The following is a 26,135-nucleotide window of genomic DNA, read 5'->3' as shown; positions in this document are numbered from 1 at the left end:
TATCTAGTTTTCAAGGTTCAAAAAATCTTGAAACGATTTTGAAGCTGCATGCCTTTTCTAAGGTTTGATATTTTGCTGATGAGCAATCATTGAAGCAAAGTGCAGCGCAAAAATCACGTTTGGTGGCGATGGCGGAAGGGTTCCACGCGTTCCCATACCGAACACGACCGTTAAGCCTTCCAGCGCCGATGGTACTTGGACCGAAGGGTCCCGGGAGAGTAGGACGCCGCCAAGCGAACAACCATAAAGGCCGTTATCGAACAATCGATGACGGCTTTTTTTGTATATATTCTTGGGTATATATTATACGCTCAAGTAGCGTAAGGATTGAAGGGATATGGGTTAATGACTCATGCACAACAGCGATGGCTAATACACAATGGCATAATAAAGGCTTACGTGTATGCAAAAAGCTTAAATATATCGTGATTTGATACGCCGAGGAGCAGGGTCCGTTAACCGATCAGTCATAAAGGCTGCCTTCAAGCAGGTACTATGAAGATCGCAGAAATGATCAGCTGTTTAGTCTGTATGATCTTAGGTGATACTATGTCAGCATGAAGCCCATCAAGGAATGTTACATCTTACACTTTTGGCTATTCAAAAGGGAAGGGGAAGATCAGGGTAAGGAAACCATGTAATAGAAGATTATTGATGATTTGTCCACTGTGTAAAGACAATCTGACGCCGTGGGTGGATGCCAATCGTCTTTTAGATATGGGGCAATTCAATCCTTGACAGCCCATGGGCCCTTTGCTAAGATGGCAATAATATATTTTCTGAAAATACTTGAAAATGCCGTCCGGTCCAGCACTGACAGTCATTAAAAGTCCGCAGGATGACGACAAAAAGGAGGAATTACCCAGGTGTGGGAAGATAAGTTTAGCAAGGAAGGCTTCACTTTTGACGATGTATTGTTGGTTCCTAGAAAATCCGAGGTGCTTCCAAAGGAAGTGGATGTTACCACTCGATTGAGCGAGCATGTGAAGCTGAACATTCCCCTGATCAGTGCGGGAATGGATACCGTAACGGAGGCTCCTCTGGCGATTGCTATCGCGAGAGAAGGCGGAATCGGCATTATTCATAAAAATATGTCCGTTGAACAGCAAGCCGAGGAAGTGGATCGGGTCAAGCGCTCCGAAAGCGGCGTTATTACGAACCCATTCTCCCTGCATGCAGATAATCTTGTAGCCGATGCCGAGAAGCTGATGGGGAAATTCCGCATTTCCGGCGTTCCGATCGTGGATAAGGATAATAAACTGATCGGGATTTTGACGAACCGGGATCTTCGTTTTGTGCATGACTATAACACGGTCATTCGTGACGTGATGACCAGCGAGAACCTTGTGACTGCACCTGTTGGAACGACGCTTCAGGATGCAGAAACGATTTTGCAGAAGCATAAGATCGAGAAGCTGCCTTTGGTGGACGAAAATAACGTGCTAAAAGGGCTAATTACGATTAAAGATATCGAGAAGGCCATCCAGTTCCCTAACGCTGCGAAAGACGCTCAAGGACGCTTGTTGGTGGGCGCGGCCATAGGGATCTCCAAGGATACCTTTGAGCGAGCGGAAGCGCTTGTAAAAGCAGGCGTAGACGTCATCACCGTCGATTCCGCGCATGGACACCATATCAACATCGTCGACTCGGTACGGAAGCTGCGCGAGCTGTATCCGGATCTTACCATCATTGCAGGTAACGTTGCGACTGGTGAAGGCACGAGAGATTTGATCGAAGCCGGAGCCTCAGTCGTCAAAGTCGGGATCGGACCAGGCTCGATCTGCACGACCCGTGTCATTGCAGGTATTGGCGTACCGCAGATTACGGCGATCTACGACTGTGCTACGGTTGCTAAGGAATATGGCATTCCAATTATCGCGGACGGCGGCATTAAATATTCCGGCGAAATTACGAAGGCGATCGCTGCTGGAGCGCATGCAGTCATGCTGGGCAGCATGTTTGCCGGTACGGAAGAAAGCCCGGGCGAATCGGAAATTTACCAAGGCCGCCGATTTAAGGCTTACCGCGGCATGGGATCTCTGGCTGCAATGAAGCAAGGAAGTAAAGACCGTTACTTCCAGGATGACGACAAGAAATTGGTGCCGGAAGGCATTGAAGGCCGCGTGGCTTATAAAGGGCCACTGGCGGATACGATTCATCAGCTGATCGGCGGATTGCGCTCAGGGATGGGCTACTGCGGTACGCAAAACCTTGAGGAGCTGCGCAATGATACGCAGTTTATCCGCATTACGGGTGCCGGACTTCGGGAAAGCCATCCGCATGATATTCAGATTACGAAGGAAGCACCGAACTACTCCTTGTAATCAAATCTGATCAATATAATCAGCATATGCACACAATGTTATTTATTTCCTGGACAAGCCGGGCGGAATCGCTCCGGCTTGTCTTTTTTTGATATCTCTCCTGTGATAGAATAGAACAAGTTAATGACTTAAACTTATGACTTATTGAGTAGTAGAGGGGAGTATTTCCATTGATAGAGAAGTCGATTAAAAGAAACAAACGGTACCGCATACAACGTACGCTGGCATCCTTGATGCTGTTTAATATACTGTGCTTCTCGGCTGCACCGGCCGTCTCGCTGGCTGCGCCAACCACACTTGCTACGGCGGAGACCACCGATAAAGCGAAAACAGGGGAAGCGACCGCGGACACGAAGAATTCCAAGGTTGATCGAGTTCCTTCAGCTAATCAGCTCGGACTTGAAGTGGAATCAGCGGTACTCATTGAACCGTCTACCGGTCAGGTGTTGTTATCGATTAATGCGGACGAGGCATTGCCGCCGGCCAGCATGACAAAGATGATGACCGAGTATATCGTAGCTGAGCAAGTGAAGCAAGGAAAGCTCTCTTGGGACGAAGTAGTCACCGTTGGGGAGAATGCCGCCAAGACCGAAGGTTCACGTATATTTCTTGCCGAAGGCGATCAACATACGGTTAAAGAACTTTACATAGCGATGGCTGTTGGCTCTGCGAACGATGCAACCGTTGCTTTGGCCGAGCGTGTAGCCGGTTCGGAAGAAGCTTTTGTGAAGATGATGAACGACACGGCCAAGAAGATGGGGCTTAAGACGGCCTTCTTTATTAATTCTACCGGTCTGAGCCGAGCAGATATGCCGGAGAAGTTCCGTCCCAAAGAAGATAAAGAAACCGTAATGTCGGCCATGGACGTTGCCATACTGGCGAAGTACATCGTGGAGGACCATCCGGATTTTGCTGAGTTTACGGCGCTCCAAAATTACAAATTCCGCAAACGCGATGATAAACCAATCATTAACTATAACTGGATGCTGGAAGCGAACAAGAACATTACGAACTTCAAGTCGTATGCATACGAAGGATTAGATGGGTTAAAGACAGGGCATACCAGTGCTGCTGGCTATTGCTTTGCCGGTACGGCCGAACGGAATGGTATGCGCCTCATTAGTGTCGTAATGGGGACGAAGTCCGAGCCTGCCCGTTTTGTAGAGACTCGTAAGGTTCTGGACTATGGCTTCAACAACTTTGAAGTGAAAGAGGTTCAGCCTGCGGGGGCGACTGTTGAAGGTTTTGACAAGGTGCAGGTGAAGAAGGGCAAAGGTAAAGAAGCAAAGCTCGTGACCGATCGTGCCCTGACGTTCGTGGTGCCTAAAGGCTCCAATGGCAACAATATTCAATTCGAAGCGAAGCTCGATTCCACTTCTGTAAATGCTCCTGTAGCAAAGAATACGAAGGTCGGGACGGTTACGTATAATTACAAGATCGAGGGCATGGCCAGCACCCAGAGCGATACGCTGAATCTGGTTACAGCCGAAGAAACGGAAAAGGCGGGCTGGTTCAAGCTGTTCCTGCGTGCGATTGGCGAATTCTTCGCGGATTTGTTCGATTCGATCAAAAATTTGTTCTAATCCGCAAAAGCCTTATAAATTCCGAGTAAATGGGTTGTGTATTTCATAACCTTGCGTTAAAATATCAAGTTAGATTCATTACAAATTTCTACAAGATTCACATGTACGATACCACCTGAGATCTTCATTTCAGGTGGTAAGATCTAAACATATATTCGGGAGGCTAGGGGATATGGAAACAGGAACATCTACTGTAAAAAGAGGTATGGCAGAAATGCAAAAGGGCGGCGTCATCATGGACGTCATGAACGCGGAGCAGGCGAAAATCGCTGAAGCTGCCGGCGCAACGGCAGTCATGGCGCTGGAGCGCGTACCTTCCGACATTCGTGCTGCCGGAGGCGTGGCTCGTATGGCAGACCCGACCATTATTGAAGAAGTGATGAAGGTTGTTTCCATTCCCGTTATGGCGAAAGCCCGTATCGGTCACTATGTGGAAGCGAAAGTGCTTGAATCGCTGGGCGTCGATTATCTTGATGAGAGTGAAGTGCTGACGCCGGCTGATGAGGTATACCACATCGATAAATGGGACTTTACGGTTCCGTTCGTATGCGGCGCGAAGGATATCGGTGAAGCGCTGCGCCGAATCGGAGAGGGCGCTTCGATGATCCGTACGAAGGGTGAGCCGGGAACCGGCAACATCGTTGAGGCGGTACGTCATATGCGCCTGATCAACAGCCAAATCCGTAAGGTACAGAATATGTCGAAGGACGAGTTGTATGCCGAAGCGAAGAACCTGGGCGTCTCTTATGATCTCTTGAAGGGTGTTCATGAGACTGGCAAGCTTCCTGTCGTGAACTTCGCGGCTGGCGGTGTTGCAACACCTGCAGATGCTGCGCTTATGATGCATCTCGGTGCAGACGGCGTATTTGTAGGCTCCGGTATTTTCAAATCCGAGAATCCAGAGAAGTTCGCCCGTGCAATCGTTGAAGCGACAACGCACTACGATGATTACAAGCTGATTGCCGAAGTTTCGAAGAACCTTGGTACACCGATGAAAGGCATCGAGATTTCCAAGCTTACGGCTGCTGAACGTATGCAGGATCGCGGCTGGTAAGAGAGAAGGGGTAATATTGAAGATTGGCGTACTGGCACTTCAGGGTGCCGTTGCAGAACATATTCGGAGTATTGAACGGGCAGGTGCCGAAGCGATTCCGGTTAAACGAGTGGAGCAGCTTGGTGATATCGACGGCTTGATTATTCCTGGCGGCGAGAGCACCACCATCGGCAAGCTTATGCGTAAATATGATTTCATGGATGCGATCCGCAGCTTCTCCTCGCAGGGGAAGCCGATCTTCGGTACATGCGCCGGCCTGATTGTGCTGGCAGAGCGGATCCAGGGCGATGAGGAAGCGCATCTGAAGCTCATGGATATCACGGTGGCGCGCAATGCATTCGGCCGTCAGCGAGAAAGCTTCGAGACAGACCTGAAGGTCGTGGGAATCGATGAACCGGTGCGTGCCGTGTTTATCCGGGCGCCGCTCATCCTGGAAGTAGGAGAAGGGGTTGAAGTTCTCTCTACGTACAACGATGAGATCGTGACGGCAAGACAAGGTCATCTGCTGGCAGCTTCCTATCATCCGGAGCTGACCGATGATTACCGGCTCCATGCATATTTTATTGAAATGGTCCGGGAACAGGCAGACCGTCAAGGCTAAACCAAACATAGGCATAGGATCAGACAGAAGACATCTTGACTCTTTAGGCATTGCTAAGGGTCAAGTTTGTCTTTTTCGCTGAAATAAACTAAGATTGTAACGTATATGAGAGTTTGCAGCTTGCCAGCCTGGAGTACCGGGCCTAGAGCTGTTACGATACACCGATGGATGTTTTACTTTAGGAGGGTTTCCCGTGTTAGACGTAAAAATATTGCGCAGCGAGTTTAGTCGTGTAGAACAATCGCTTAAGAATCGCGGCAAGTCGCTTGATTTGATTGCGGATTTTCCGAAGCTTGACGCCCGCCGCCGGGAGTTGCTGCAGGAAAGCGAGAGCTTGAAGAATCGCCGCAACACCGTGTCGGCTGAAGTCGCTCGTCTGAAGAAGAACCGTGAGAACGCAGATGAGCTGATCCTGGAGATGCGCGAAGTCTCGGATAAGATCAAGGCGATGGACGAAGAGGTGCGCGAAGTAGAAGCAAGCATAGCGGAGCTTACGCTTGCGATTCCGAATATTCCGCATGAGAGTGTGCCGGTAGGCGCCTCGGAAGAAGACAATGTGGAGGTTCGTCGTTGGTCGGAGCCTGCTGCATTTGATTTTGAGCCGAAAGCGCATTGGGAGCTTGCCCAAAACTTGAATATCCTTGACTTTGAAGCTGGTGCCAAAGTTACGGGCTCGAGATTTACCTTCTACAAAGGTCTTGGTGCGCGCCTTGAACGTGCCCTGATCAGCTTCATGATGGATCTGCACAGCGACAAACACGGCTATGAGGAAATGCTGCCTCCTTATATCGTCAACCGGGACAGCCTGTACGGAACCGGTCAGCTTCCGAAATTCGAAGAGGATCTGTTCAAGATCAGCGATACGGACTATTATCTGATTCCGACGGCCGAGGTTCCAGTCACGAACTACCATCGTGAGGAAATCTTGAATGCTGAAGATTTGCCGAAATATTATGTAGCCTACAGCTCTTGCTTCCGTTCCGAGGCCGGCGCAGCCGGGCGGGATACGCGCGGGCTGATTCGCCAGCATCAGTTCAACAAGGTTGAAATGGTGAAGATTGTGCATCCCGACACATCCTTTGACGAGCTCGAGAAGATGACGGCGGATGCCGAGCGTGTTCTGCAGCTCCTTAATCTTCCTTACCGCGTGATGGAGTTATGCACCGGCGATATGGGCTTTGGCTCGATGAAAACCTATGATCTTGAGGTATGGCTGCCGGAGAGCGGCGTATACCGTGAAATCTCCTCATGCTCGAATATCGGTGATTTCCAGGCACGCCGGGCGAATATCCGTTTCCGTCCGGAGCCGAAAGCGAAGCCGGAATTTGTCCACACCCTGAATGGGTCGGGACTTGCGGTGGGACGTACCGTTGCGGCAATCCTGGAGAATTATCAACAGGCTGACGGCTCGGTTGTCATCCCGGATGTGCTTCGTCCATACATGGGCAATATCAGCGTGATTGCACCGAAATAATTAGCTTGATTAAATCATTTGAGTTGTGGTATAATGAATGGTGCACGTGATTCATTTTGGTGCAATTGTTATACCACATGGAGAGGTACCGAAGCGGTCATAACGGGGCGGTCTTGAAAACCGTTAGGGGGCAACTCCACATGGGTTCGAATCCCATCCTCTCCGCCATACATAATAATGACAGGCCCGTTTCCTTATTGGAAACGGGCTTTTTGCATTGCATTTTTTCTAAAGCGGAAATCGATTCTTTCCAGGGGCGGGCGTTCGCGTGCTCATTTATTTCCTTCTATAATAAACGGTTGCTGCACAATAGGTCTCCTTTTTAATCTAAGGGTTACCGATTGAATAAACGAAGCCAGCATGCATGGGCTGGTTGGTGTGTCTTCACAGGCCTTTAGAGGGTGCATAAAAGTTCACCCACTTTCGCAATTTATAGAGAAGGGGAGGTGTGATGATGAACTCAGAACTGAATGTAGATCAGGCTACGCTTGTTAACGCTTGGCAGGAGAGGCTGCCGACGATCCTCAAGCCCGGTGACCGTGCGGAGGTGGCTCCCGACGAGGGAGATCCCAATGCCATCCGCATTCATATCGGTGCGGCTGGACGCCAGGAGTATTCGTTCGATTTCCAATGCACGTACGTGGACACAAGAGAAGTAAAAGTGGACCTGATCGATGTGGAGCGGGATGGCGCAACGACCGATGAACGCAATGAGAATGTCCAGGGCATGATCGGCGATTACACCCGGCATATCCATGAATGCGCGCAGGCGCTGCAGCAGATTACGCATCAATAGGGACATGAAGTAATGACTTTGGTATGGTTCCGATTCCAAGAAACGGAGGACTGCACAATGAGCAAGCCGAAAGCGATTCCTGTACCGGAAGCCCAGGAGACACCGCAACGACGATGACCGTGACAGAGGCGGTCAAGAGCCCCTGTCGGGCTCGCACAAAGCCAAGATCCGCAAGCAGGACGGGCACTTTAACCCGGAGGGCTGACCTGCTGCCAGCCTTCTCTCTAGGCGTTATAAACATGAAGAGATTAGAACTTCCTGTATAATTTCGACAGGAGGTTCTTTTTTTGTTGAAACTAATTCATTACCGTCTCGTATTAGAAGGCAAGTGTAATATTACGGGGCCCCGAACATTACAGGAAAGTTAAGAAGTTTAAATTAAAGATTCCTGGAAAAAGAAAGGAAATAAAATTTCAGCAAATATTCCATAAAGTGTTTCTCATTTCGTCGAAATGGTATATGATTAAAAGGTCTGTTATTTTTTATTTTTTTTTAAGCATTAGAGGGGAGAGAAAGTTTAATGAACAAGAAGTTGGTAGCCATTTTGCTGACACTGCTGCTCACAGTGACAGTGGTTATGTCTGGCTGCGCGAAGAAGGAAGAGCCTAAAGCCGCTATGACGGCAGCTGCCAAGAACGCTATGCAGATGACGTCGTACGAGATGAAAAGCAAAGTTGTCCTTGAAGATCTGCAAATCAACATACCGGAAGTTGCAGGGGATCCAAGCGTAACGCAAGCGATGACCATGTTGAAAAATGCCGAAATCACGATGGACGGCATGTATCAAGCGGATCCGCAGCAAATGGAAATGAAGATGGGCATCAACCTGAAGGGTGACATGGCGATGTCTTTCAACATCGACATGGTTATGACCCAAGACACCATCTACATCAAAGTACCAAGCATCCCGATGCTTCCACTGCCTGAAGATGTTGTCGGCAAATATCTGAAGATGGACCTGAAAGAACTTGCCGAGCAATCCGGCGAAACGTTCAGCCCAGAAACAATGGATACGGAGAAGACTCAGAAGTTCGCGAACGAAGTGCTTGAAGCATTGCTCAGCGAATACGATCAAGCGAAGTACTTCAAAGAAATCAACGCCAAGGACGCAGGTCTTCCTGAAGGCGTAGACGCGAAGCAAGTGGTGCAATTCTTCGTAACGAATGACAACGTAAACGAAGCACTGGAAATCTTGGTAAACAAGGTTGCTCCGAAAGTTGTCGACATCGCAGGTAAAGAAGAATACCGCGAAATGCTGGGACTTACTCAAGAAGATATCGACTCCGCTAAGACTGAGCTGTCCGCATTGAACCAGGAAGATTTCAAAGCAGGCCTGGAAGAAATGAAGAAATACCTGAAGATCAACACATTTAGCATCAACACCGCAATCGATAAGAATGACTTCCCTGCGTATCAGGACGTAGCATTGAATGTTGAATTCAATGAGCCTGAAACAAGCGAAAGCGTAAAAGTCGCTATCAAGGGCAGCACGCAATACCTCAACATCAATAAGAAGCAAGAATTCAAGATCGGTATTCCAAAAGACGCTGATGTCATCACGATGGAGCAATTTGAGGAATCCATGAGCGAATTGGGCGCTTATTAATCACATTATCCATGAACAGAAAAAACCCGGCCGTCATGGCCGGGTTTTTGTATTGTTCCTGACAAGAGGGATTACTTTCCCCGCAAGCGGCGAAAAAACTGGGTCAGAAGCGCGGCGCATTCTTCCTGCATAACGCCTTCCGTGACCTGGGTCCGGTGATTAAACCGCGGCTCTTGAAGCAGGTTCATCAAGGTGCCTGCGCAGCCGGCCTTCGGATCCCGAGTCCCATAAACGAGGTGCGGCACCCGCGATTGAACGATTGCTCCGGCGCACATCGGACACGGCTCAAGCGTTACATACAGGCGGCAGTCCAGCAATCGCCAAGCGCCGAGATGTCTGCTGGCCTCGCGGATCGCAACCATCTCCGCGTGGGCCGTCGCATCGTATGTCGTTTCGCGCAGATTGTAACCTCGGCCGATGATTTTGCCGTCGTGGACAACGACGGCGCCAATAGGCACTTCTCCGAGCTCCTCGGCTTTCCGAGCCTCGTGAATCGCTGCCTGCATCCAGTATTCATGTTGCTCATTATCCACAAGCGTGGTAGACGCTATATTTGATTCCATTTTATGATCTCCCTTCAATACAGCCCAAAACACGTGGGTTATACCCAGTGTTCAACGAACACTCATTCGTTTGTTAACATGATGTGGACATATTTGTGGATAACTTTATTTTTATACACAAAGTTATTCACATTATCCCCAATGAAGCTGTGTATTTGTTAGCAATCTGTGGACATCTATCTTGTCTGTAAGGATTAACTTCTATATTGTAAGGATTCCCTCATTCTTTGGCAATGAAAACGGAAATCCAGGTCCCCTTAAGGGGCCTGTCTTTTCAAACGTTTACGATCAAGGTATCATGAGGATATCAGAGGTTGCAAGCCGTCACTGTGATAGCAGAAAGGTGAAGATGCCATTTGTCGATTAAGACCAAATTATCGATGATCATGTCCATATCGGTATTATTTATACTTCTGCTTAACATCACGCTCAACTACTATACAACGCAGGAAAATTTGCAGCGGGATAGCGAAGTCAAAATGGTTATGGCCGCAACCCAGATCGCGATAACCGTTCAGCAGACGGAGTTCAGCTCCTCTTATGTGGATGATCTGTTCGGAGATATGCTTAAAGATATTTCGATTGAAGCGGCTCAGGTGTTGGATCCGGATATCAATAATATTACGAACGGCCAGTTAGTCGAGCTAAGCAAGAAGTTAGGCGTGGCTCATATTTCGCTTCTGGTCAAGACGAAGGATGACGTCGTCGTTGCCCGTTCCTCCGCGAATGAAGAGATCGGATTGTCCACTAAAAACTGGGGTTATTGGCATACGGCGTTTCTCGAGCTATTCGAACACGGCGAGGTGCGCTCGGTTACGAAGGGCCAACGATCGGACAATTTCTGGTCCGGTCCATTCGAGTTCTCCACTTCAAATCCCGACATGATTTATAAATGGGGGTATTATTATGACGGGAAGCGCAATTATATTATCGACCCCTATATCCAGAACTCTACGTTTAAGGATTATGTAAAGGTTACGAGCCCGAATACGGTCGTTCAAGAGACGCTGAAGGCCAACCCGCATATATTGGAAGTAACGGGCATTAACCCTGAAACGTTTGGCAATCAATATATGAGAGAGGACGGCTCGGACGACGTTCATTATAAGCTCTACAACCGCCCCATTACGTTCGGCAGCTATCATTACGGCACGCTTGACCAGGATGTGGAGGCGGTTCGGAAGGCCGTGTCAACCGGCGAGAACGTCGTGCTTGTGGATACGATCCAAGGGAAAAAGGTGCTTAAGAGCTTTATCCCGATTGATTATGAGGACAAGCCCACCAATGTAATCAGCGTGGTCATGGATTATGAAGCCATTTCATCGGTCATGAGGGAGCAGATGATCAGTCTCGTCGCGATTTCCTTGGTTCTGCTAGAGATCGTTATTTTCGGGAGCTACATTGTAGCCGGCTATTTTACCAAGCCGATTCAGTCCATCCTGAGGACGGTCAATGACGTAGCGGACGGACACTTTGACCGGCGCCTGGAGGTAACGAGCCGCGATGAGCTGGGCCAGCTGGCCGGAAGGATTAATGCGATGACCCGCAATCTCGGCCACTATACAAGCCAATTGAAGCAGATGGTCGAGGAAAATCAATCCGTCAAAGAATATCTCGAATCCATCATTAACCAAACGGCGGATGCTATTCATACAACCGATACGCATGAGCGGGTGATCAGCGTGAACAACGCCTTCGAACAGCTGTACGGCTGGAAGGCGCATGAGGTGATCGGGCAAAAGCTGGAGCTCGTTCCCCCGTCCAAGCTGGATGAAGAGCGCGACCGGATTAGGCGGCTGCGGCAAGGAGAGCGTCTGCCTCCGGTCGAAACGGTCCGCATGCGGAAGGACGGAAGCCTGATTGAGGTCAGCATCAGCACCTCGCTCGTTCGGGACGAGCAGGGGCAAGTAACCTCGATGATCAGCGTGTCCAGGGATGTAACCGAGCGCAACCGGATTGAGGAGCTGCTGCGGCGCTCCGAGAAGCTGAATACGGTCGGTCAGCTGGCTGCCGGCGTGGCTCATGAAATCCGCAATCCGCTAACGACGCTGCGGGGATTCCTGCAGCTGCAGCAGCAGACCCGTTCCGTAAATCCGGATCATATTGACCTGATGCTGTCGGAGCTGGACCGTATTAATTTGATTGTGAGCGAGTTTTTGATTTTGGCAAAGCCGCAGGCGATTCATTTCCAGGAGCGGGATGTCAGGGGCATTCTCCGGGACGTTATATCGTTCTTGGACAGCCAGGCGCATCTATACGGGGTCGAGGTCAAGCTCGACTTCTCCTCCGAACCTGCGCTTGTCCATTGTGAGGAGAACCAGCTGAAGCAGGTATTTATCAATTTGCTTAAAAATGCGTTCGAAGCCATGCCGGACGGCGGAACAGTAACGATTACACTTAAACGCCCGGAAGGAGATCACGTGCTTATCACCATACAGGATGAAGGCCATGGCATACCGGAGGAGCTGATGCCTCACCTGGGTGAGCCGTTCATTACCAATAAGGAGACAGGAACCGGACTTGGGCTTATGGTGAGCCAGCGGATCATTCAGGGTCATCAAGGCACGCTTGAAATCGAGAGCAAGTCCGGGGTGGGAACGAAGATCAGCATCGTTCTTCCTGCGGCAAGACAATCAGACATGGAAGCATCATCAAACGATGAGTGACATAATAAGGGGATGGCAGCTTGAGAATCAATAAATTTATTAGCGAAACGGGATATTGCTCCCGGCGGGAAGCGGACAAGCTTGTGGAGAGCGGGAAGGTAACGATTAACGGCGAGATTGCCGTATTAGGAAGCCAAGCCGAGGAGGGCGATGATGTCCGTATTAACGGGCGTCCGCTGCAGGAGAAGAAGCAGCAGCACGTCTATATTGCGCTTAACAAGCCGGTAGGCATTACAAGCACGACGGAATCGCATATCAAAGGCAATATCGTCGATTTCGTAGGCCATAAGGAGCGCATCTTTCCAATCGGGCGGCTCGACAAGGATTCCGAGGGTTTAATCCTGCTAACCAACGACGGGGATATCGTCAATAAAATATTGAGATCCGAGGGCAAGCACGAGAAGGAATATATCGTGACGGTCAACCGCCCTGTTACCCCGGCCTTCCTGAAGGGGATGTCCAGCGGCGTCAAAATTTTAGGCGAGATGACGCTGCCCTGCCAGGTCACCCGGATTTCGGAGCGGGTTTTCCGCATTATTCTAACCGAAGGGAAGAACCGGCAAATTCGGAGAATGTGCAGCGCGTTTGGCTACGAGGTTCGGAGGCTCAAACGGATCCGGATTATGAACATCCTTCTCGGGGAGCAGAAGGTAGGCACTTGGCGGGATTTGACCCCTGCGGAGAAGCAGGAGCTTGGCAAGCTGCTGAATTACAAGCTGGAGTAGAGGAAATACCATACGCTGGAAGTACCGGAGATACAAAAAAACAACCGATTCGTCTGTTTGGCAGAAGCGAATCGGTTGTTTCATTTATAGGGACTTGCGGCGGCTAATTGCCGGCTTCGTCGACACTCGTAAAGGTTGCGCTGTCCTGATATTTCCGGATAATGGACACTTCAACCCGGCGGTTCTTCGCCCGGCCTGCAGCCGTTGCATTGTCCGCGATCGGATGGTATTCGCCGTAGCCGATCGGCATGAAGCGTTTTGGATCCAGCGACGAGTTCGCCAGCAATATCTTCATGAATTGCAGCGCGCGGTCCGAGCTCAGATCCCAGTTTGACGGGTATTTGCTATTGGAGATCGGAACATTGTCGGTATGACCGGATACGATAATTTCATAATCCGGGAACTTTTGAAGCATTTGCGAGATGGCCTCAGCCAGCTTGCGGGCCTCCGGCTTCACGACAGCTTCCCCTGACGGGAACAGCGCGTTGTCGCGAATCGTCAGCACGAGCTGGGAATGGTTGAGCTTGGTGCTTAGCTCGGAGGTCAGCCCGTTATTTTTAATATAATTATCGATCTGCTTCTTGAGCTGCTCCAGCTCCTCTTGCTCCTGACGCATCAGCTCAGCCCGTCGTTGGTCGGCAGTCGGTGCGGGAATGGTGGGTGCTGTCGCTTTATGATCCTTAACATCAGGGGGATCGTCGCTTGGCTGGGTCTTGCTGTAATCCAGCACGCCGGTACCGCCCGTCAGGGCAATGCTGAAGGCCTCGCTCATCTCCTGGAATTTGCGCGCATCGGTCGCGCTCATGGCGTAGAGCACAAGGAATAACGCAAGCAGGAGCGTCAGCAAGTCGGCATAAGGGAGAAGCCAGGATTCATCAGCATGCTCTTCGTGCGGCTCGTGTCTAGTCTTCTTGCTCACTAGAACCAGCCTCCCTCTCATCAAGCTGAGCACGCTCGGACGGTGTCAGGAACACGGACAGCTTCTGGTTAATGGCGATCGTGGACACACCCGACTGAATGGACAGCAGGCCCTCGACCATCATAAGGCGGATTTCCACCTCGCGTTTCGACAGACGCTTCAGTTTATTTGCAATCGGATGGCAGATAACATAACCTGTAAAAATACCAAGCAGGGTGGCAATGAACGCAGCACCGATCGCGTGGGCCAGCTCGCCCATGTCTTCCATGTGGCTAAGGGCTGCGATCAGACCGATAACAGCGCCGAGAACCCCGAGCGACGGAGCGTACATACCGGCCTGGGAGAAGATCAAAGCCCCGGAACGATGGCGCTCTTCGGTGGCATTGATGTCTTCCATCAGCACGTCGCGGACGAATTCCTGATCGTTGCCGTCGATGATCATCCGCATGCCATTGCGCAGGAAGCCGTCATCAATTTCTTCGACTTTGGTTTCCAGGGCAAGCAATCCTTCACGGCGAGTGATGGAAGCCCATTCCATAAACAGCTTGATCATATCCGTCTTGTCCATCAGCTGCTGCTTCACAAAGGTCATTTTGATCAGCTTGGGAATTTTCTTCAGTTCCGAAAGAGGGAAACCGATGAATAAAGTTGCGGCAGTTCCGCCAAGAATGATTAAGTAAGCTGCCGGATTAATCAAAGACGCGATGGAGGCACCCTTGAGGATCATGCCCACCAGCACCGCGATAAGCCCGAGAATCAAACCTATAAGTGTTGAAATTTCCATGCTACACCTCATCCGTGAGAAATAAATAACGAATCCATTCGTTTTTAGCGGCTCTTGCGGCGAACCGCGCGCCTTTACGGGGCGTTATCCTATTTATCGTCAGATCGGGCTTTTTTTTTTAGTTGTAATTTCCGGTATAATAGAAGGAAGAGTAATCGAAGCTTAGCATGGCAGGAAGGAGTGATGGAGATGGGCGTAAAGCACGGAAGGGATTACGGCGAAATTCTGACCGAATTAACGGAAGCCGTTGGGCGTATTCCTGACAGCTATGTCTTCTTTGAAATGGATCCGGAGGATTGGGGCAGGCTGGAGGATGCCGAGCAGGCCGAGGTTCATGAGGCGCTGGCGGAGGATCTGTTCTATGCCTTGGGCACAGAGCCGGTCATTACGGTCGGCAGCGGGGTTGTCATGCATGATCGGACGAATCATCGGATACATATTTTGATCGGTGAGGAAGAGCTGGCATTCGTAGCGCTCGTGTAAGCCAGGGTTGGTTATCAAGGAATGAAGCATGGAATAAAATAGATGGAAGAAGCCCTAAGGACGTAACAATCGGCTTATGAAAGGTTTTTTTCGGGGAGGAATATAATGATGCTTTATACGCAGCAGGAAGTGGAGGCTCATCTAGAGAAGCTTGAAGGCTGGGAATTTGAACAGGGGAGATGGATTGTACGCAAGTACACCTTTTCCTCCTTCATGAAGGGAATCGCCTTTGTTGATGAGGTGGCAGCGATTTCGGAAGCTTTCGGACATCACCCCTACATCACCATTGATTATAAAACGGTGACGCTCCGCCTGACGTCATGGGATGACGGTGGCATAACGGCCGTCGACATCAAGGAGGCCCAGCAATTTAACGAAGTTTATGAGAAGAGCCGATCCAAGGATCTGAAGGATCCGGAATAGGCAATGTAGATTCGGGCAGCTGCAGAAGCGTTAGGCCCGAGAATTAAAAAACACGCTTGGATCCAAACAGCAGTCTGGGGATCCAAGCGTGTTTTGCGTAATAAGAGCTGATGGATTATTTTTTCTCAGCAAGGTACAGCGCGATGTTTGCAATTTCCTCAGGCTTCAGCTGATCCTTAAAGGAAGGCATTCCTTTACGTCCCTTGGTGACTACGTTAAAGATTGCGTTCGCATCCATATGTCCGCCTACTTGATTCAGAGCCGGACCTGCACCGCCCTGGAGCTGATCGCCATGGCAGGAGATACAGCTGGCTTTCAATGTAGCTTCAGCCGCAGCGGCATCCAAAGTAACCTCCGGCATGGTCGGCTTCTCTTCCTGCGCCACCTGCTCCTTGCCTGGAAGCGTAAACATCAGCGCAATAGCCAACGCACATGCGACGAAGAACAGTCCGCTCATGATCCATTTTTGCATCGTCATATCGTCCTTTCTATGTATACTGCACTTTTGCACTTGTCTTCATTATAAACCAACATCCTTACACATCATAGCCAGTTGTGACAAAAAAAGCAATGTTCAAGCCTGCCTTCATAAAAAGTACACAAAATTGTGCTTTTTCATATAGACAAGACTACTATTCCTCATTGGCCATCGGGTCATGCACCATGCAATAAAAAGACGCCATGCCCGTCGGCGTAAGGCGTTCGTACGTATCGGCAATGTAAAAGCCAGCCTTCCGGTAAGTCCGGATAGCCCGTTCATTCCAGGTAAGCACCTCAAGATCAATCTCGTCCGAAGGCCGGCGCCGCTTCGCCTCATCCACAATTGCCTGCACGAACCGTTTACCCATTCCCCGGCCGCACCAATCAGGCCGCATGCCCAGGCCTAGACGCGTAACGCCTGCCATAGGGAATAGCTGGGCAAACCCCCAGAGCTGATCCTGCTCATCCAGCACGGACAGGTATTGCTGCAGGCGGATGCCGGGATCCCCGAATTCCACCCCTAGTCCCTTCATCTGCTCCCAAGGAAGAAAGCCATATATATTATAGGGCGGGGGATAGGACCAGGTGCAAATTTCAGCGGCATGGGCTTCCTGCATGACCACGGTATGAAACGAGGGTAAATTCGCCTCCATCTAAATACTCCTCTCATTCAAAACAATTCCGTTAGAGAGAGAATACATGCTGCTGAGCGGGATTGCAAAGATAATAGCGCAGGGGGAAACGAAACTGAAGCTAAAAAATTTTCGATTGTTTATTCGTATTGCTGTTTAGGTTAATTCTGGAAGGGTAAATAAAATGTAAGCGCTCGGATTGGCCGAATCTTGTTGGTGGCTTTGAGCATACAGAATGAAAAAAATATTTTTGGATTTTCCGAAAAACATAGAACTTTTCCATGGCCTGAAACGTTATAGAGGTATAGACGAAAAATTATAGAAAAAAAGCCGCTGGGTGAGATCGGCACATCTCATGCTCCAGGGCTTATGGACATTCAGAAAAATTACGGTACAGTCAATTAATTGTAGTTCACGGCAAGGGACTTGTACGTGCTTTGGCTCATGATTCTCTTCGCGCCTACATAACGCTTCGCGTAGTAGCTCTGGCTGAGCGGGCTAACGATGACACCGCGCGAGGAGGAAGAATGGGCGAACTTCCCGCCACCGACATAAATGCCAACATGGGAAACGCCTCTGCCGGAAGTATTAAAGAATACGAGATCCCCGGCCTTCAGGTTGCTCTTCGATACCGCGGTACCTACCTTGTATTGTGCTGCAGAAGTGCGCGGCAGGGTGAGGCCCAGCTTCTTGTAAATATAGCTGGTGAATCCGGAGCAATCAAAACCCTTTGTAGTGGTTCCGCCGGTTTTATAAGAGACACCGATGGTTGGTTTGATAACGGTATTCAACTTGGAATCCGCGAAAGCGCTACCGGTTCCAATCGTGAGCGCAAGGGCCAAGCCTAAAGAGATGGCTGTTAACTTCTTCTTCAAAACAAAAAGCTCCTTCCATTGCCTGCGAGGTTAGCTTAAGGGTTCGGTTGAAGGTCCCCTATGATCCCTCTCTAGCGAGATCAATTCACCCAAAACGGATCCCCCGCTTCCCGTATGAAGACGGGAATTCGGCTTTTAAAAGATGTCGATGAACCCAATATGACGTTCCAACATGTTAACATGATGACAATAGTTACAATAAAAATGACAAAGTTGTTACTAACATATTCGTTATTTTAGCAGAGTATTAACAATTTGGCAAACGAGGAAAGTTGTTTTTTTAACAAAAATCCCTGTCCACATTGAAGTGGGACAGGGATTTTGTATAAATCATGGGAGGAGAATGTTGAGGATTCCGGTTGGATGTAGAAGTTATCGTTCGAAATCTATCCTTTTCGGAGGCTGCTTTAGCTTCCGGTTACAACCTTTTTACCACATTTAAACGATGAATGGTTGTTAATGAAATGTAACTTTTGTAACCGTTATGGATTTGAAGCTACGGACGCTCTCCATAAATGATATTGGGAAGAAATTCCCCATATTTGGAAGAGCCCGTTCAGGAAATAGGAGGCTTGCTGAATGATGAGTCCGATTAATCCCGCCCAGACCAGGGACGCCGAGCTGAACAGCAGGAGAATGACAAATGCGGCTCCACCAACAGAAATGGACAGCAGTACGGCCGTTCCCAGCTTGCGTATGAGCGCCGTGACGGATGCGATCATACCGAGCTCTCCGGTATGCCCGAACTGCATATACAGCAGCACAAGGCGAATAACATAGGTATAGAGGAACCAGGCCGCCGCGTAAGGCAGCACCCGGAGCAGCTGGGAAGGCTCCTGAATGGAGCCGAGCAGTGCCGGAAGAGCCTTGGGAATGATCCAGTAACCCGGCGCAACCGTAAGAACAAGCTCGATGAGATAGAACACCGTTACCGATTTCCAATGCTTCCGCATGCCGATGAAGAAGAACAGACCGCGTTCGCCACGGGCCTCCTGGTGGAGGTTGTAGAAGATGCCGGAGCGAATCAGCGGGGTAAGCACCATGCGGATGAGGAGCAGAGCGGCAAGGATCCAGCCGTAGGTATGAACCGTATTGCTGAGCGACAAGCTCATTTCGCCCTCATAGAAGAACAGGAGGCGGCTCAGCTCGTTAGGAGCCGGATCCGGGTACCGCATCAAAAGCGGGACGACGGCGGATTTCACTAGCCTGTACAGACAGTAGCCCCAGAGAAGACGGTACAAGAACAGTAGAATGGAGACGTATAATTGATCTTTAACACTGATCCAGCCTTGGCCTGCATAGCTTTTCATGTGCTCCCCCCTCACCACGACATGCTGCCGAACAGCGTCTCCACGAGCTTGGTAATGCCGAGATTCCAGCGTGTAACGACTTTCGGATCCATGCCAGCCTTCATATAGTTATTCATGTGTTTATTCTCCAGCATGATGGTATATTTCGGATCTACCATGGCCCAGGCGAGCGGTGTATGGTATTCCAGCGTATAAGTTACTTTGCCGTTCTTGCCGCTCCATGTCCGCTCAACAAGCTTGCCATCCTCAAAAGCAAACACAATCGGCACATCGGTAACATCGCCGCCCTTGCTCGTGATGTTTACGGTCGAAACAAACCGTGGGTGCGCTTGTGAGCCTTTATTTTTGGTTTTGATCTGGTCGATCGCGATGTCAGCCATTTGGCTGCCGTAAACGTACTGATCGAAATACGACTGCCATGAGGACTGGGTAACCTGTTCAACAACCTTCTGGAAGTCCGTCGTTGTCGGATGCTTGAAGCGGAATTTTTTGGCGTAGGTCATCATGATTTTATCCATCGTCTTGGATCCGACTTGTCGCTCGATGCCCTGGAGCACCAGCTTGCCGCGTGTATAGACGTTGAGTGCGTAATTTTCATGCGAGCTGTATTTCCAGGACTCCATCTTAAGCGGTTCAGGCGACGTAATGGATGCGCCTTGCGCCGCGGTATTGGATGTAATTCCGTACTGCTTCTCCATGACCTTCTCCTCGGCATAGGAAGCAAAAGCCTCGTCCAGCCATGCCTCTTCGAATTCGTTATTGGCTACGATGCCGTAGAAATATTGGTGGGCGATTTCATGGATGACGGTCCGCTCCAGCTCATATCCGGGCGAGTCGTTATTGGCTCCGAAGGCGGTGACCAGCGTCGGGTATTCCATGCCGCCTGCGCCGTTGCCGGAGTAAGGCGGGACAACGATGGATAATGTGGAGTACGGATAGGAGCCGTACCATTTGCCGAAAGAGGACAGCGCCGTTTTGGCTGTATCAAAATAACGCTCCTTCAAATCCTTATGAGCCGGATCAAGGTACAGCTTGATCCGGACGCCAGGGATACCCGGAGCGGAGTAAGCCTCTTCCGCTGTCACGAAGTTCGGCGAGGCGGCCCAGGCGAAGTCATGCACGTCATCCGCATAGAATTGGTAAATTTTCTCGCCGTTTGCTTTCTGCGCAGGCTTGGTCGGGAACCCGGTAGCGGCTACGATATAGTCCTCGGGTACACGAATCCGAACGCTATAGATGCCGAAGTTCGAGTAAAACTCCGAATTACCGTGATACTGATGTAAGTTCCAGCCTTCCTGGGTTCTTCCCCGCGTGCCGGCAGGCTCGTATACCGATATCTTGGGAAACCACTGGCCAGCCATGACAAAATCCTCGGTCCGGCCCATGCGCGCGAAAATCTTCGGCAGCTCTACCTCAAACTCCAAATGCAGGGTTATACTCTCTCCGCCTTTTACAGGCTTGGGCAACCGGAGTTTGGCAAGACTTTGATCTTTGATGTTCCCGTCATCCGGCTGAACAAACTGCAGTCGTTGCGTCAGGCCAAGGCCCTCGGTCGTTTTCACGTTCGTAATCTTCATCGACCCATAGCCGTTCTCAGGCATCGGATCGGATCGAAGCCTGCCTCCGGACTCCTTCATGAACGTCGTTTCATCGGATGCAAAGGCGTTCGGGTATAAGTGGAAGTAGAGCTCATTCACGCTTCTTTTGCCAGGATGGGTCCAGGTGACGGTCTGCTTGCCTTTCAGCTTGTTTTGTTCAGGCTCGTACCTTACATCCATGTGGTATTCGACCAGCCGGTCGCTAAGCGCAGGGGCCGGTGCATCAGGCTGAACCTTTGGAGGTGAAAGCGGGGCCTTCTCCACGGCAGAGACGGAGGGCTTGCCCCCATTCGGAGCAAGCGCCGACAAGGAGGACCCTTGATTAGAAAGAAATATTGGCATCGATCCTGCAAGCAAACCCAAGGCGAGCAGGGATGATAGAAAGACTTTGGCACGTGGTGGGACCATATCGAATAACCTCCCGTTGACAAGCATCTACAGCATGTATATGTTTGCTTTTGGAGGATTATTAGTTAAAATAAAATTATTGGGACAAAGGTAGTTACGATGCAGCCGACAGGCTTTGTCGGCTCTGATATAGGAGGTTTTGCGGCAATGGAGAACGGGAGTCAGGAACAGGGCGCCAAGAAACAAATCGCGCTGAACATTATTAACAGCAAGAGCAAGCATAAAGGGTTCGGTGCAGGATCGATTGATTTGAACAGCCTTTCGCCAGTCATTATCGATAATGGCGAGGCCAAGGTGGATATTGGGGCCATGCATGCAAAGAGCAAGGTGGAGCGGGGCATCCGGTTTACGACGGACCGGGACGAGGTGCCTAATGGCCGTCAGGTGTGGATCGTATGGGTAGCGGTGGACCGCACGGCTGAAGGCCAGCATTACGCCGGTGCGACCGCTTGCGAAATGTGGATCGATCAGGAGGCGCGCAAGGGCTGGAAAATCCTCGCCGATCATGTGAACAAGATGGACGCTGCGCTAAAGCGCCGGATTATTCTGGACGGACTTGGCGATGTAGAGAAGAAGGCGCTGCGCGAGCTGCTGATTTCCCGCAATGAGGAATGGTGGAACGCATCCCCGGATGAATTCAAGGAAGCGCTTCGGACTGAGGAATAATTACATTGCCTTGAAAAGAAAGTTTTAGGATTAGAACGCGAAGAAAGACCGGTCAAGATTCGAGGGAGGAATCTTAACCGGTCTTTTTGTGCTGGCGTGTTTAGTTATCGGATTCATCAGAAGGGCAGAGCATATGTCAGATTGTTCTTGATATCGAGAAACGGATTTTCATATTGCAGCGTCAGCTTGCCGCTCTTATAACCGACAAACGTCAGACCATCACCGATGAAGCCCACCTCATTCGGCGGCATTTCCCCGATGGCCTTGATGCTTTCCTCATCCAGAATCTCAGGATAAATCAGCTCTGCTTTCGTGCCAATCGGGTTAACGATGTACAGGGTTGCCTTCGTATACGGCCGGACGAGCAGGAAGTCCTGTTCGATCGCCTCCACCGTGAAATCATCCTTTACGCCTGTAAGGGCGGCGAGATCATAGGTTTTGACCGTCTTGCCGGTCGGATGAACGAGCTCCAGCTTGCTGCCGTTCATCATGGCGATATTTCCTTTATAGCCGGTAACGTTCGGCTCGTAGTTAATGCCCGCGAAGTTGGCATTCTGGGTTGCGGCCGTTTTGATGATCTTCTGATCCCGAATGAGTACACGGTATCTAGCTTCATGGATATGCGGCTCTCCGTACGTGTTATAGATGTCGGCCACGTACGTATTGCCATTTACCTTATGCGCATCGATCTCAAGAATGTCGATATTTTCAATAGACACCTTGCCTGCTTTTACAGGAACCGTTCCTGCTTTCCCCATATAGAGCGTTCCGTTCTCCCGGTTCACCCAGAACAGCATGCTGCCCTTTGCCGTGTAGGCATATCCGGTTCCCGGGTTAAAGGTTGTTGCCAATCCGGATTTGGCATCATAACGAAGCGGGATGGTAAACGCTTTGGTAATCAGGCTGGCAGGGACGTAGGTGACCCCTTTCTTGATGACCGGCGCGGCCTCAAGCTTCAGCACGCTGCCTTTCGCATTCACGGCACGAGCCTGCCCGACCTTGATCCGGACGGATTCCTTCGGACTGTTAATGTACATCTGGTTCTTGCCAACAACCGTCAGCTGCAGCTGGAGCGATTCGGAAATTTCCTTCAACGGTACATATAGTACTTTATTCTTCGTAAATGGCTGATTTTTAAGATCAATCGTGTTCCACGCGGCTTTGGCCTCCGAGGCGGCTGCTGCTGCGGCATGCGAGGGTACGGTCGCGGCGGATGCTGCTAATAACAGCGTCGCGGCTAGGGAGGCGGTTCCGGCTGCTTTCATCCATTTTCTTGTGTTCATGATAGGTCTCCTCCTTTAATCGTTGGGTTAACTTTCTCCCATATGCATAAACGAGTCGGACATGGAAAATGTTTCATTAAAGAGCGAAATGATATGAAAAAAAATATATAGCCAGCCGAATTGCCCTGCTTCTAAGCCCATAAAAAAGAAGCTTCATCCTGCTGGATGAAGCTTCGAAGAGTGTTCGCTGTCACGACCGGGCTATCGGCTGGGATAAGCCCTCGGTTACGGATTCCCGATCCTTGCCAAGCAGGATGGACAGGCCGAGCAGGGTAACGATAATGGTTGCCCCCATATCCGAAATGATCGCGATCCACAGCGTCAGCCATCCGGGGATGGTGAGCAGGAGAGCAATCGCCTTCAAGGACAGTGAGATCCCAATATTCCATTGGATGATGCGGTTTACCCGGCGGGCCGTTCGGATCGCTCCGGGAAGCTTGCCGAGGTGATCCTGCATTAAGACGACGTCCGCCGTTTCGATGGCGCTATCGGTCCCCTTGCCCATGGCAATCCCGAGATCCGCCGCAGCCAATGCCGGGGCATCGTTGATGCCATCACCGACCATGCCGGTCTTCCGGCGGGAGGCCAGTTCCTTGATTTTGGATACCTTCTGTTCAGGGAGCAGGCTTGCAAAGACGCGGGTGACGCCGGATTGCTTCGCGATGGACTGCGCGGATTGTTCATGATCGCCGGTAAGCATAATCGTTTCGGTAATGCCGGCTTCGTGAAGCTTACGGACGACGTCCGCCGTTTCCGCCCGGATCTCGTCCGCCAGACCGAAATGGCCCAATACGCCGTCTTCGCTTACAGCCGCAACAATCGTATATCCCTGTGCCTTTAAGTGGGCAATATCTGCTTTGACGGCGGCCAGATCATTCCGGGCGCTGTCATGAATATGGGACAGAACATCCTCACTGCCGACCCAATACAACTGTCCGTTGATTCGGGCCCGGACACCTTCACCCGGGAGAACCGTAATATCCTGCGGATCACGGAACGTACACTGCGGCTGCTTGATTTCAAGATGCTTCATTACCGCTTTGGCCAGCGGGTGGAGCGATGCTTGCTCGATAGCCCCAACCACTGCGTAAAAGCGGTCTTGGTCGTAGACCGTCTCGGCATACACGGCTGGCTCGCCCTTGGTGAGCGTGCCGGTCTTATCGAAAGCAATGGCCTCCAAGCGGCCGAGCTGCTCCAGATGGATGCCGCCCTTGATCAGAATGCCGTTTCGGGCTGCCCGGGTCATGCCGCTGACGAGCGCAATCGGCGATGACAGCACAAGCGAACAAGGACATCCGACAATAAGGATGGATAGTCCCTGGTAGATCCACGTCATCCAGGGCTGATTCAACAGCAGCGGAGGGATCAGTGCAACGCCGAGCGCGATGATCATAATGGCGGGCGTATAGTATTTGGCGAACTTATCGATAAACAGCTCGGTCGGCGTCTTGCTGTCCTGCGCTTCCTGTACCAAGTGCATAATCTTGGCGAGGGAAGAATCCTCATATGCCTTCGAAATAGCGATATGGAGCACGCCGTCCGTGCTTACGCTGCCGCCAAAGACCGTATCGCCCACCCGCTTGGTTACGGGCACCGATTCGCCCGTAATCGCAGCTTCATTGACGGCTCCGGCTCCGCTGGCAATCGTACCGTCAGACGGAATTTTCTCGCCGGGCCGGACCCGAACTACGTCGCCGGGTTTAAGGGTTCCGATCGGCACGAGGACAGGCTCGCCGTCCCGCAGCAATTCCGCTTCCTTCGGCGCGGCCGCCAGCAGAGCTTCCATGGACTGACGGGCGCGGTTCATGCCGTAGCCCTCCAGCAGCTCATTGAGCCCGAACAGGATCGCGACCAGCGTAGCCTCCCGCCATTCGCCTATGATGACCGCACCGACGAGCGCTACGGTCATCAACGTGTCCATATTAAATTTGAAGCGGGTCAGATTTCTAAGGCCCCGAAGAAATGTTGTGTAGCCGCTAAGCAGCATGGCGCCCGCATACAGTGCGATCAACACGGGCTGCATGGTTCTTCCTTCCAATAGGAAGGTGAGCAGGTACAGCGCAGCCGAGATGCCGAGCAGCCATTTCATCTTCCGCGTGCTGTCCTGTGCGTGATCGTGGGCATGGTCGTGATCATGGCTGCGGTGTTCATGACCGGCCGCCCCGTGGTCGGAATGGCCGCCGGGCGATGCGGCTTCTTGGGAGGAAGATGACGGGGCTTGAACGATTCGTGCTCCATCGCTCTTCAAGATGCTTTCTACGCGGCTGAGATCCACATGAGGGGAGACAGTCAGCTTCCCGCTGTTATAACTCAGTCGGGCATTGTCGCCATGTTTGAGCTTCTGGATCTCCTCCTGCATTTCACGCGTGCAGTTCGGGCAGGAGAGGCCCTGTACGCGATATTCAACAAAGCTAGGACCATCCGTCTCTGGAGATGGCTTCGTTTGTGATTTTTGCATACCCATTTACCTCTTCTCCTTCTGATGCTCCAGCGTCATATGAAGCAGGGTACGGATGTGATCATCCACAAGCGAGTAATACACATTCTTTCCGGATTTTCGCGATTTGGCGATATCCTTGTTCTTCAGCGTTCTTAGATGATGAGAAGCCGTTGCCGTGGAGCAGCCGAGCAGCTCGGCAATATCGCAGACGCACAGCTCGCCTCCGCGGTCCAGCATATAGGCGACCTTCACCCGAGTAGGGTCCGCTAGAGCTTTGAAGATTTCCGCCATCCCCTGCACATCATTGTCGGACACCTGCTCGCTTAATACGGCAGCGACCCTGTCCGGTGAAGGGCACGTGATTTCACATAGCTCGGCGGAATTGTCTGCCGGTACGGTTCGGGTTTCCATATCCAATCGCCTCCTTGAAGAAAATGATTAG

Annotated in this window: 23 protein-coding genes, 1 tRNA gene, 1 rRNA gene and 1 riboswitch; of the genes, 14 read left to right on the top strand and 11 right to left on the bottom strand. The window is 50.9% G+C overall.

Annotated features, from left to right (window positions below):
• Nucleotides 1-118: 118 nt before the first annotated feature.
• The 9 genes from rrf to MKX76_RS22415 all read left to right on the top strand — a co-directional run bounded on the left by rrf (nt 119) and on the right by MKX76_RS22415 (nt 9,438).
• A 5S ribosomal RNA gene (gene rrf, locus MKX76_RS22455) occupies nt 119-235 on the top strand.
• Nucleotides 236-866: 631 nt separating this feature from the next.
• Nucleotides 867-2,324 carry an IMP dehydrogenase gene (guaB, locus tag MKX76_RS22450; RefSeq protein ID WP_341034642.1) on the top strand — a complete coding sequence of 486 codons (1,458 nt, stop codon included), beginning with the start codon at nt 867-869 and terminating at the stop codon, nt 2,322-2,324.
• Between the two features lie 170 nt (nt 2,325-2,494).
• On the top strand, nt 2,495-3,907 hold the full coding sequence (locus MKX76_RS22445) for a D-alanyl-D-alanine carboxypeptidase family protein (protein ID WP_341034641.1): 1,413 nt from the start codon (nt 2,495-2,497) through the stop codon (nt 3,905-3,907).
• Nucleotides 3,908-4,079: 172 nt separating this feature from the next.
• Nucleotides 4,080-4,961 (top strand): pyridoxal 5'-phosphate synthase lyase subunit PdxS, encoded by an 882-nt coding sequence (gene pdxS, locus MKX76_RS22440; protein ID WP_007133228.1) that lies wholly within the window; start codon nt 4,080-4,082, stop codon nt 4,959-4,961.
• A gap of 16 nt (nt 4,962-4,977) precedes the next feature.
• On the top strand, nt 4,978-5,562 hold the full coding sequence (gene pdxT, locus MKX76_RS22435) for a pyridoxal 5'-phosphate synthase glutaminase subunit PdxT (RefSeq protein ID WP_007133229.1): 585 nt from the start codon (nt 4,978-4,980) through the stop codon (nt 5,560-5,562).
• 193 nt (nt 5,563-5,755) lie between these two features.
• Nucleotides 5,756-7,036, top strand: a complete 1,281-nt coding sequence (gene serS / locus MKX76_RS22430) for a serine--tRNA ligase (RefSeq protein WP_144872204.1) — start codon at nt 5,756-5,758, stop codon at nt 7,034-7,036.
• Between the two features lie 79 nt (nt 7,037-7,115).
• Nucleotides 7,116-7,204 (top strand) — tRNA-Ser (locus MKX76_RS22425).
• A gap of 286 nt (nt 7,205-7,490) precedes the next feature.
• Nucleotides 7,491-7,832 (top strand): hypothetical protein, encoded by a 342-nt coding sequence (locus MKX76_RS22420; protein ID WP_007133231.1) that lies wholly within the window; start codon nt 7,491-7,493, stop codon nt 7,830-7,832.
• A 520-nt stretch (nt 7,833-8,352) separates the two neighbouring features.
• Nucleotides 8,353-9,438, top strand: a complete 1,086-nt coding sequence (locus MKX76_RS22415; RefSeq protein ID WP_007133233.1) for a hypothetical protein — start codon at nt 8,353-8,355, stop codon at nt 9,436-9,438.
• Between the two features lie 71 nt (nt 9,439-9,509).
• Here the strand turns inward: MKX76_RS22415 and tadA are convergent, their stop codons facing one another.
• Complete coding sequence (gene tadA / locus MKX76_RS22410) at nt 9,510-10,001, bottom strand: tRNA adenosine(34) deaminase TadA (protein WP_007133234.1); 492 nt, start codon at nt 9,999-10,001, stop codon at nt 9,510-9,512.
• A gap of 356 nt (nt 10,002-10,357) precedes the next feature.
• Between tadA and MKX76_RS22405 the strand changes: the two genes are divergently transcribed.
• Together MKX76_RS22405 and rluF are read left to right on the top strand one after the other, a co-directional pair.
• On the top strand, nt 10,358-12,667 hold the full coding sequence (locus MKX76_RS22405; RefSeq protein ID WP_007133235.1) for an ATP-binding protein: 2,310 nt from the start codon (nt 10,358-10,360) through the stop codon (nt 12,665-12,667).
• 20 nt (nt 12,668-12,687) lie between these two features.
• Nucleotides 12,688-13,392, top strand: coding sequence for a 23S rRNA pseudouridine(2604) synthase RluF (rluF, locus tag MKX76_RS22400; protein ID WP_007133236.1), 705 nt, complete (start codon nt 12,688-12,690; stop codon nt 13,390-13,392).
• A gap of 103 nt (nt 13,393-13,495) precedes the next feature.
• Here the strand turns inward: rluF and motB are convergent, their stop codons facing one another.
• Both motB and motA read right to left on the bottom strand, forming a co-directional pair.
• Complete coding sequence (motB, locus tag MKX76_RS22395; RefSeq protein WP_007133237.1) at nt 13,496-14,311, bottom strand: flagellar motor protein MotB; 816 nt, start codon at nt 14,309-14,311, stop codon at nt 13,496-13,498.
• Nucleotides 14,295-15,095 carry a flagellar motor stator protein MotA gene (gene motA / locus MKX76_RS22390; protein ID WP_007133238.1) on the bottom strand — a complete coding sequence of 267 codons (801 nt, stop codon included), beginning with the start codon at nt 15,093-15,095 and terminating at the stop codon, nt 14,295-14,297. Before motA ends, motB begins: the two co-directional genes overlap by 17 nt.
• A gap of 189 nt (nt 15,096-15,284) precedes the next feature.
• Between motA and MKX76_RS22385 the strand changes: the two genes are divergently transcribed.
• Together MKX76_RS22385 and MKX76_RS22380 are read left to right on the top strand one after the other, a co-directional pair.
• A complete protein-coding gene (locus MKX76_RS22385; RefSeq protein WP_077571099.1) occupies nt 15,285-15,578 on the top strand; it encodes a hypothetical protein in 294 nt (97 codons plus the stop codon).
• Between the two features lie 108 nt (nt 15,579-15,686).
• Complete coding sequence (locus MKX76_RS22380) at nt 15,687-16,001, top strand: 4a-hydroxytetrahydrobiopterin dehydratase (protein ID WP_007133240.1); 315 nt, start codon at nt 15,687-15,689, stop codon at nt 15,999-16,001.
• Nucleotides 16,002-16,116: 115 nt separating this feature from the next.
• Here the strand turns inward: MKX76_RS22380 and MKX76_RS22375 are convergent, their stop codons facing one another.
• The 5 genes from MKX76_RS22375 to MKX76_RS22355 form a co-directional block, all read right to left on the bottom strand.
• Entirely contained in the window at nt 16,117-16,473 is a 357-nt protein-coding gene (locus MKX76_RS22375; protein WP_007133241.1) for a c-type cytochrome, read from the bottom strand.
• Nucleotides 16,474-16,633: 160 nt separating this feature from the next.
• Complete coding sequence (locus MKX76_RS22370) at nt 16,634-17,134, bottom strand: GNAT family N-acetyltransferase (RefSeq protein WP_028406709.1); 501 nt, start codon at nt 17,132-17,134, stop codon at nt 16,634-16,636.
• A gap of 380 nt (nt 17,135-17,514) precedes the next feature.
• Complete coding sequence (locus MKX76_RS22365; protein WP_007133243.1) at nt 17,515-17,988, bottom strand: C40 family peptidase; 474 nt, start codon at nt 17,986-17,988, stop codon at nt 17,515-17,517.
• Nucleotides 17,989-17,992: 4 nt separating this feature from the next.
• A riboswitch (cyclic di-AMP (ydaO/yuaA leader) is annotated at nt 17,993-18,132 on the bottom strand.
• Nucleotides 18,133-18,470: 338 nt separating this feature from the next.
• Nucleotides 18,471-19,298: a hypothetical protein gene (locus MKX76_RS22360; RefSeq protein WP_341034640.1), complete on the bottom strand. Its 828-nt coding sequence runs from the start codon at nt 19,296-19,298 to the stop codon at nt 18,471-18,473.
• Nucleotides 19,299-19,309: 11 nt separating this feature from the next.
• Entirely contained in the window at nt 19,310-21,304 is a 1,995-nt protein-coding gene (locus MKX76_RS22355; protein WP_213617061.1) for a M1 family metallopeptidase, read from the bottom strand.
• Nucleotides 21,305-21,451: 147 nt separating this feature from the next.
• Here MKX76_RS22355 and MKX76_RS22350 point away from each other — a divergent pair, with 147 nt between their 5' ends.
• Nucleotides 21,452-21,970, top strand: coding sequence for a YwhD family protein (locus MKX76_RS22350; RefSeq protein ID WP_007133246.1), 519 nt, complete (start codon nt 21,452-21,454; stop codon nt 21,968-21,970).
• Nucleotides 21,971-22,086: 116 nt separating this feature from the next.
• Here MKX76_RS22350 and MKX76_RS22345 read toward each other — a convergent pair whose 3' ends face one another.
• The 3 genes from MKX76_RS22345 to MKX76_RS22335 form a co-directional block, all read right to left on the bottom strand.
• Entirely contained in the window at nt 22,087-23,253 is a 1,167-nt protein-coding gene (locus MKX76_RS22345; RefSeq protein WP_341034639.1) for a copper amine oxidase N-terminal domain-containing protein, read from the bottom strand.
• 190 nt (nt 23,254-23,443) lie between these two features.
• Nucleotides 23,444-25,717 (bottom strand): heavy metal translocating P-type ATPase, encoded by a 2,274-nt coding sequence (locus MKX76_RS22340; protein WP_341034638.1) that lies wholly within the window; start codon nt 25,715-25,717, stop codon nt 23,444-23,446.
• Nucleotides 25,718-26,104, bottom strand: coding sequence for an ArsR/SmtB family transcription factor (locus tag MKX76_RS22335; protein WP_007133249.1), 387 nt, complete (start codon nt 26,102-26,104; stop codon nt 25,718-25,720).
• Nucleotides 26,105-26,135 lie beyond the last annotated feature (31 nt).

The sequence above is a fragment of the Paenibacillus sp. FSL R5-0810 genome (assembly GCF_038002285.1).
GTDB lineage: Bacteria > Bacillota > Bacilli > Paenibacillales > Paenibacillaceae > Paenibacillus_AQ > Paenibacillus_AQ lactis.
This window is presented reverse-complemented; position numbering and strand designations above follow the sequence as displayed.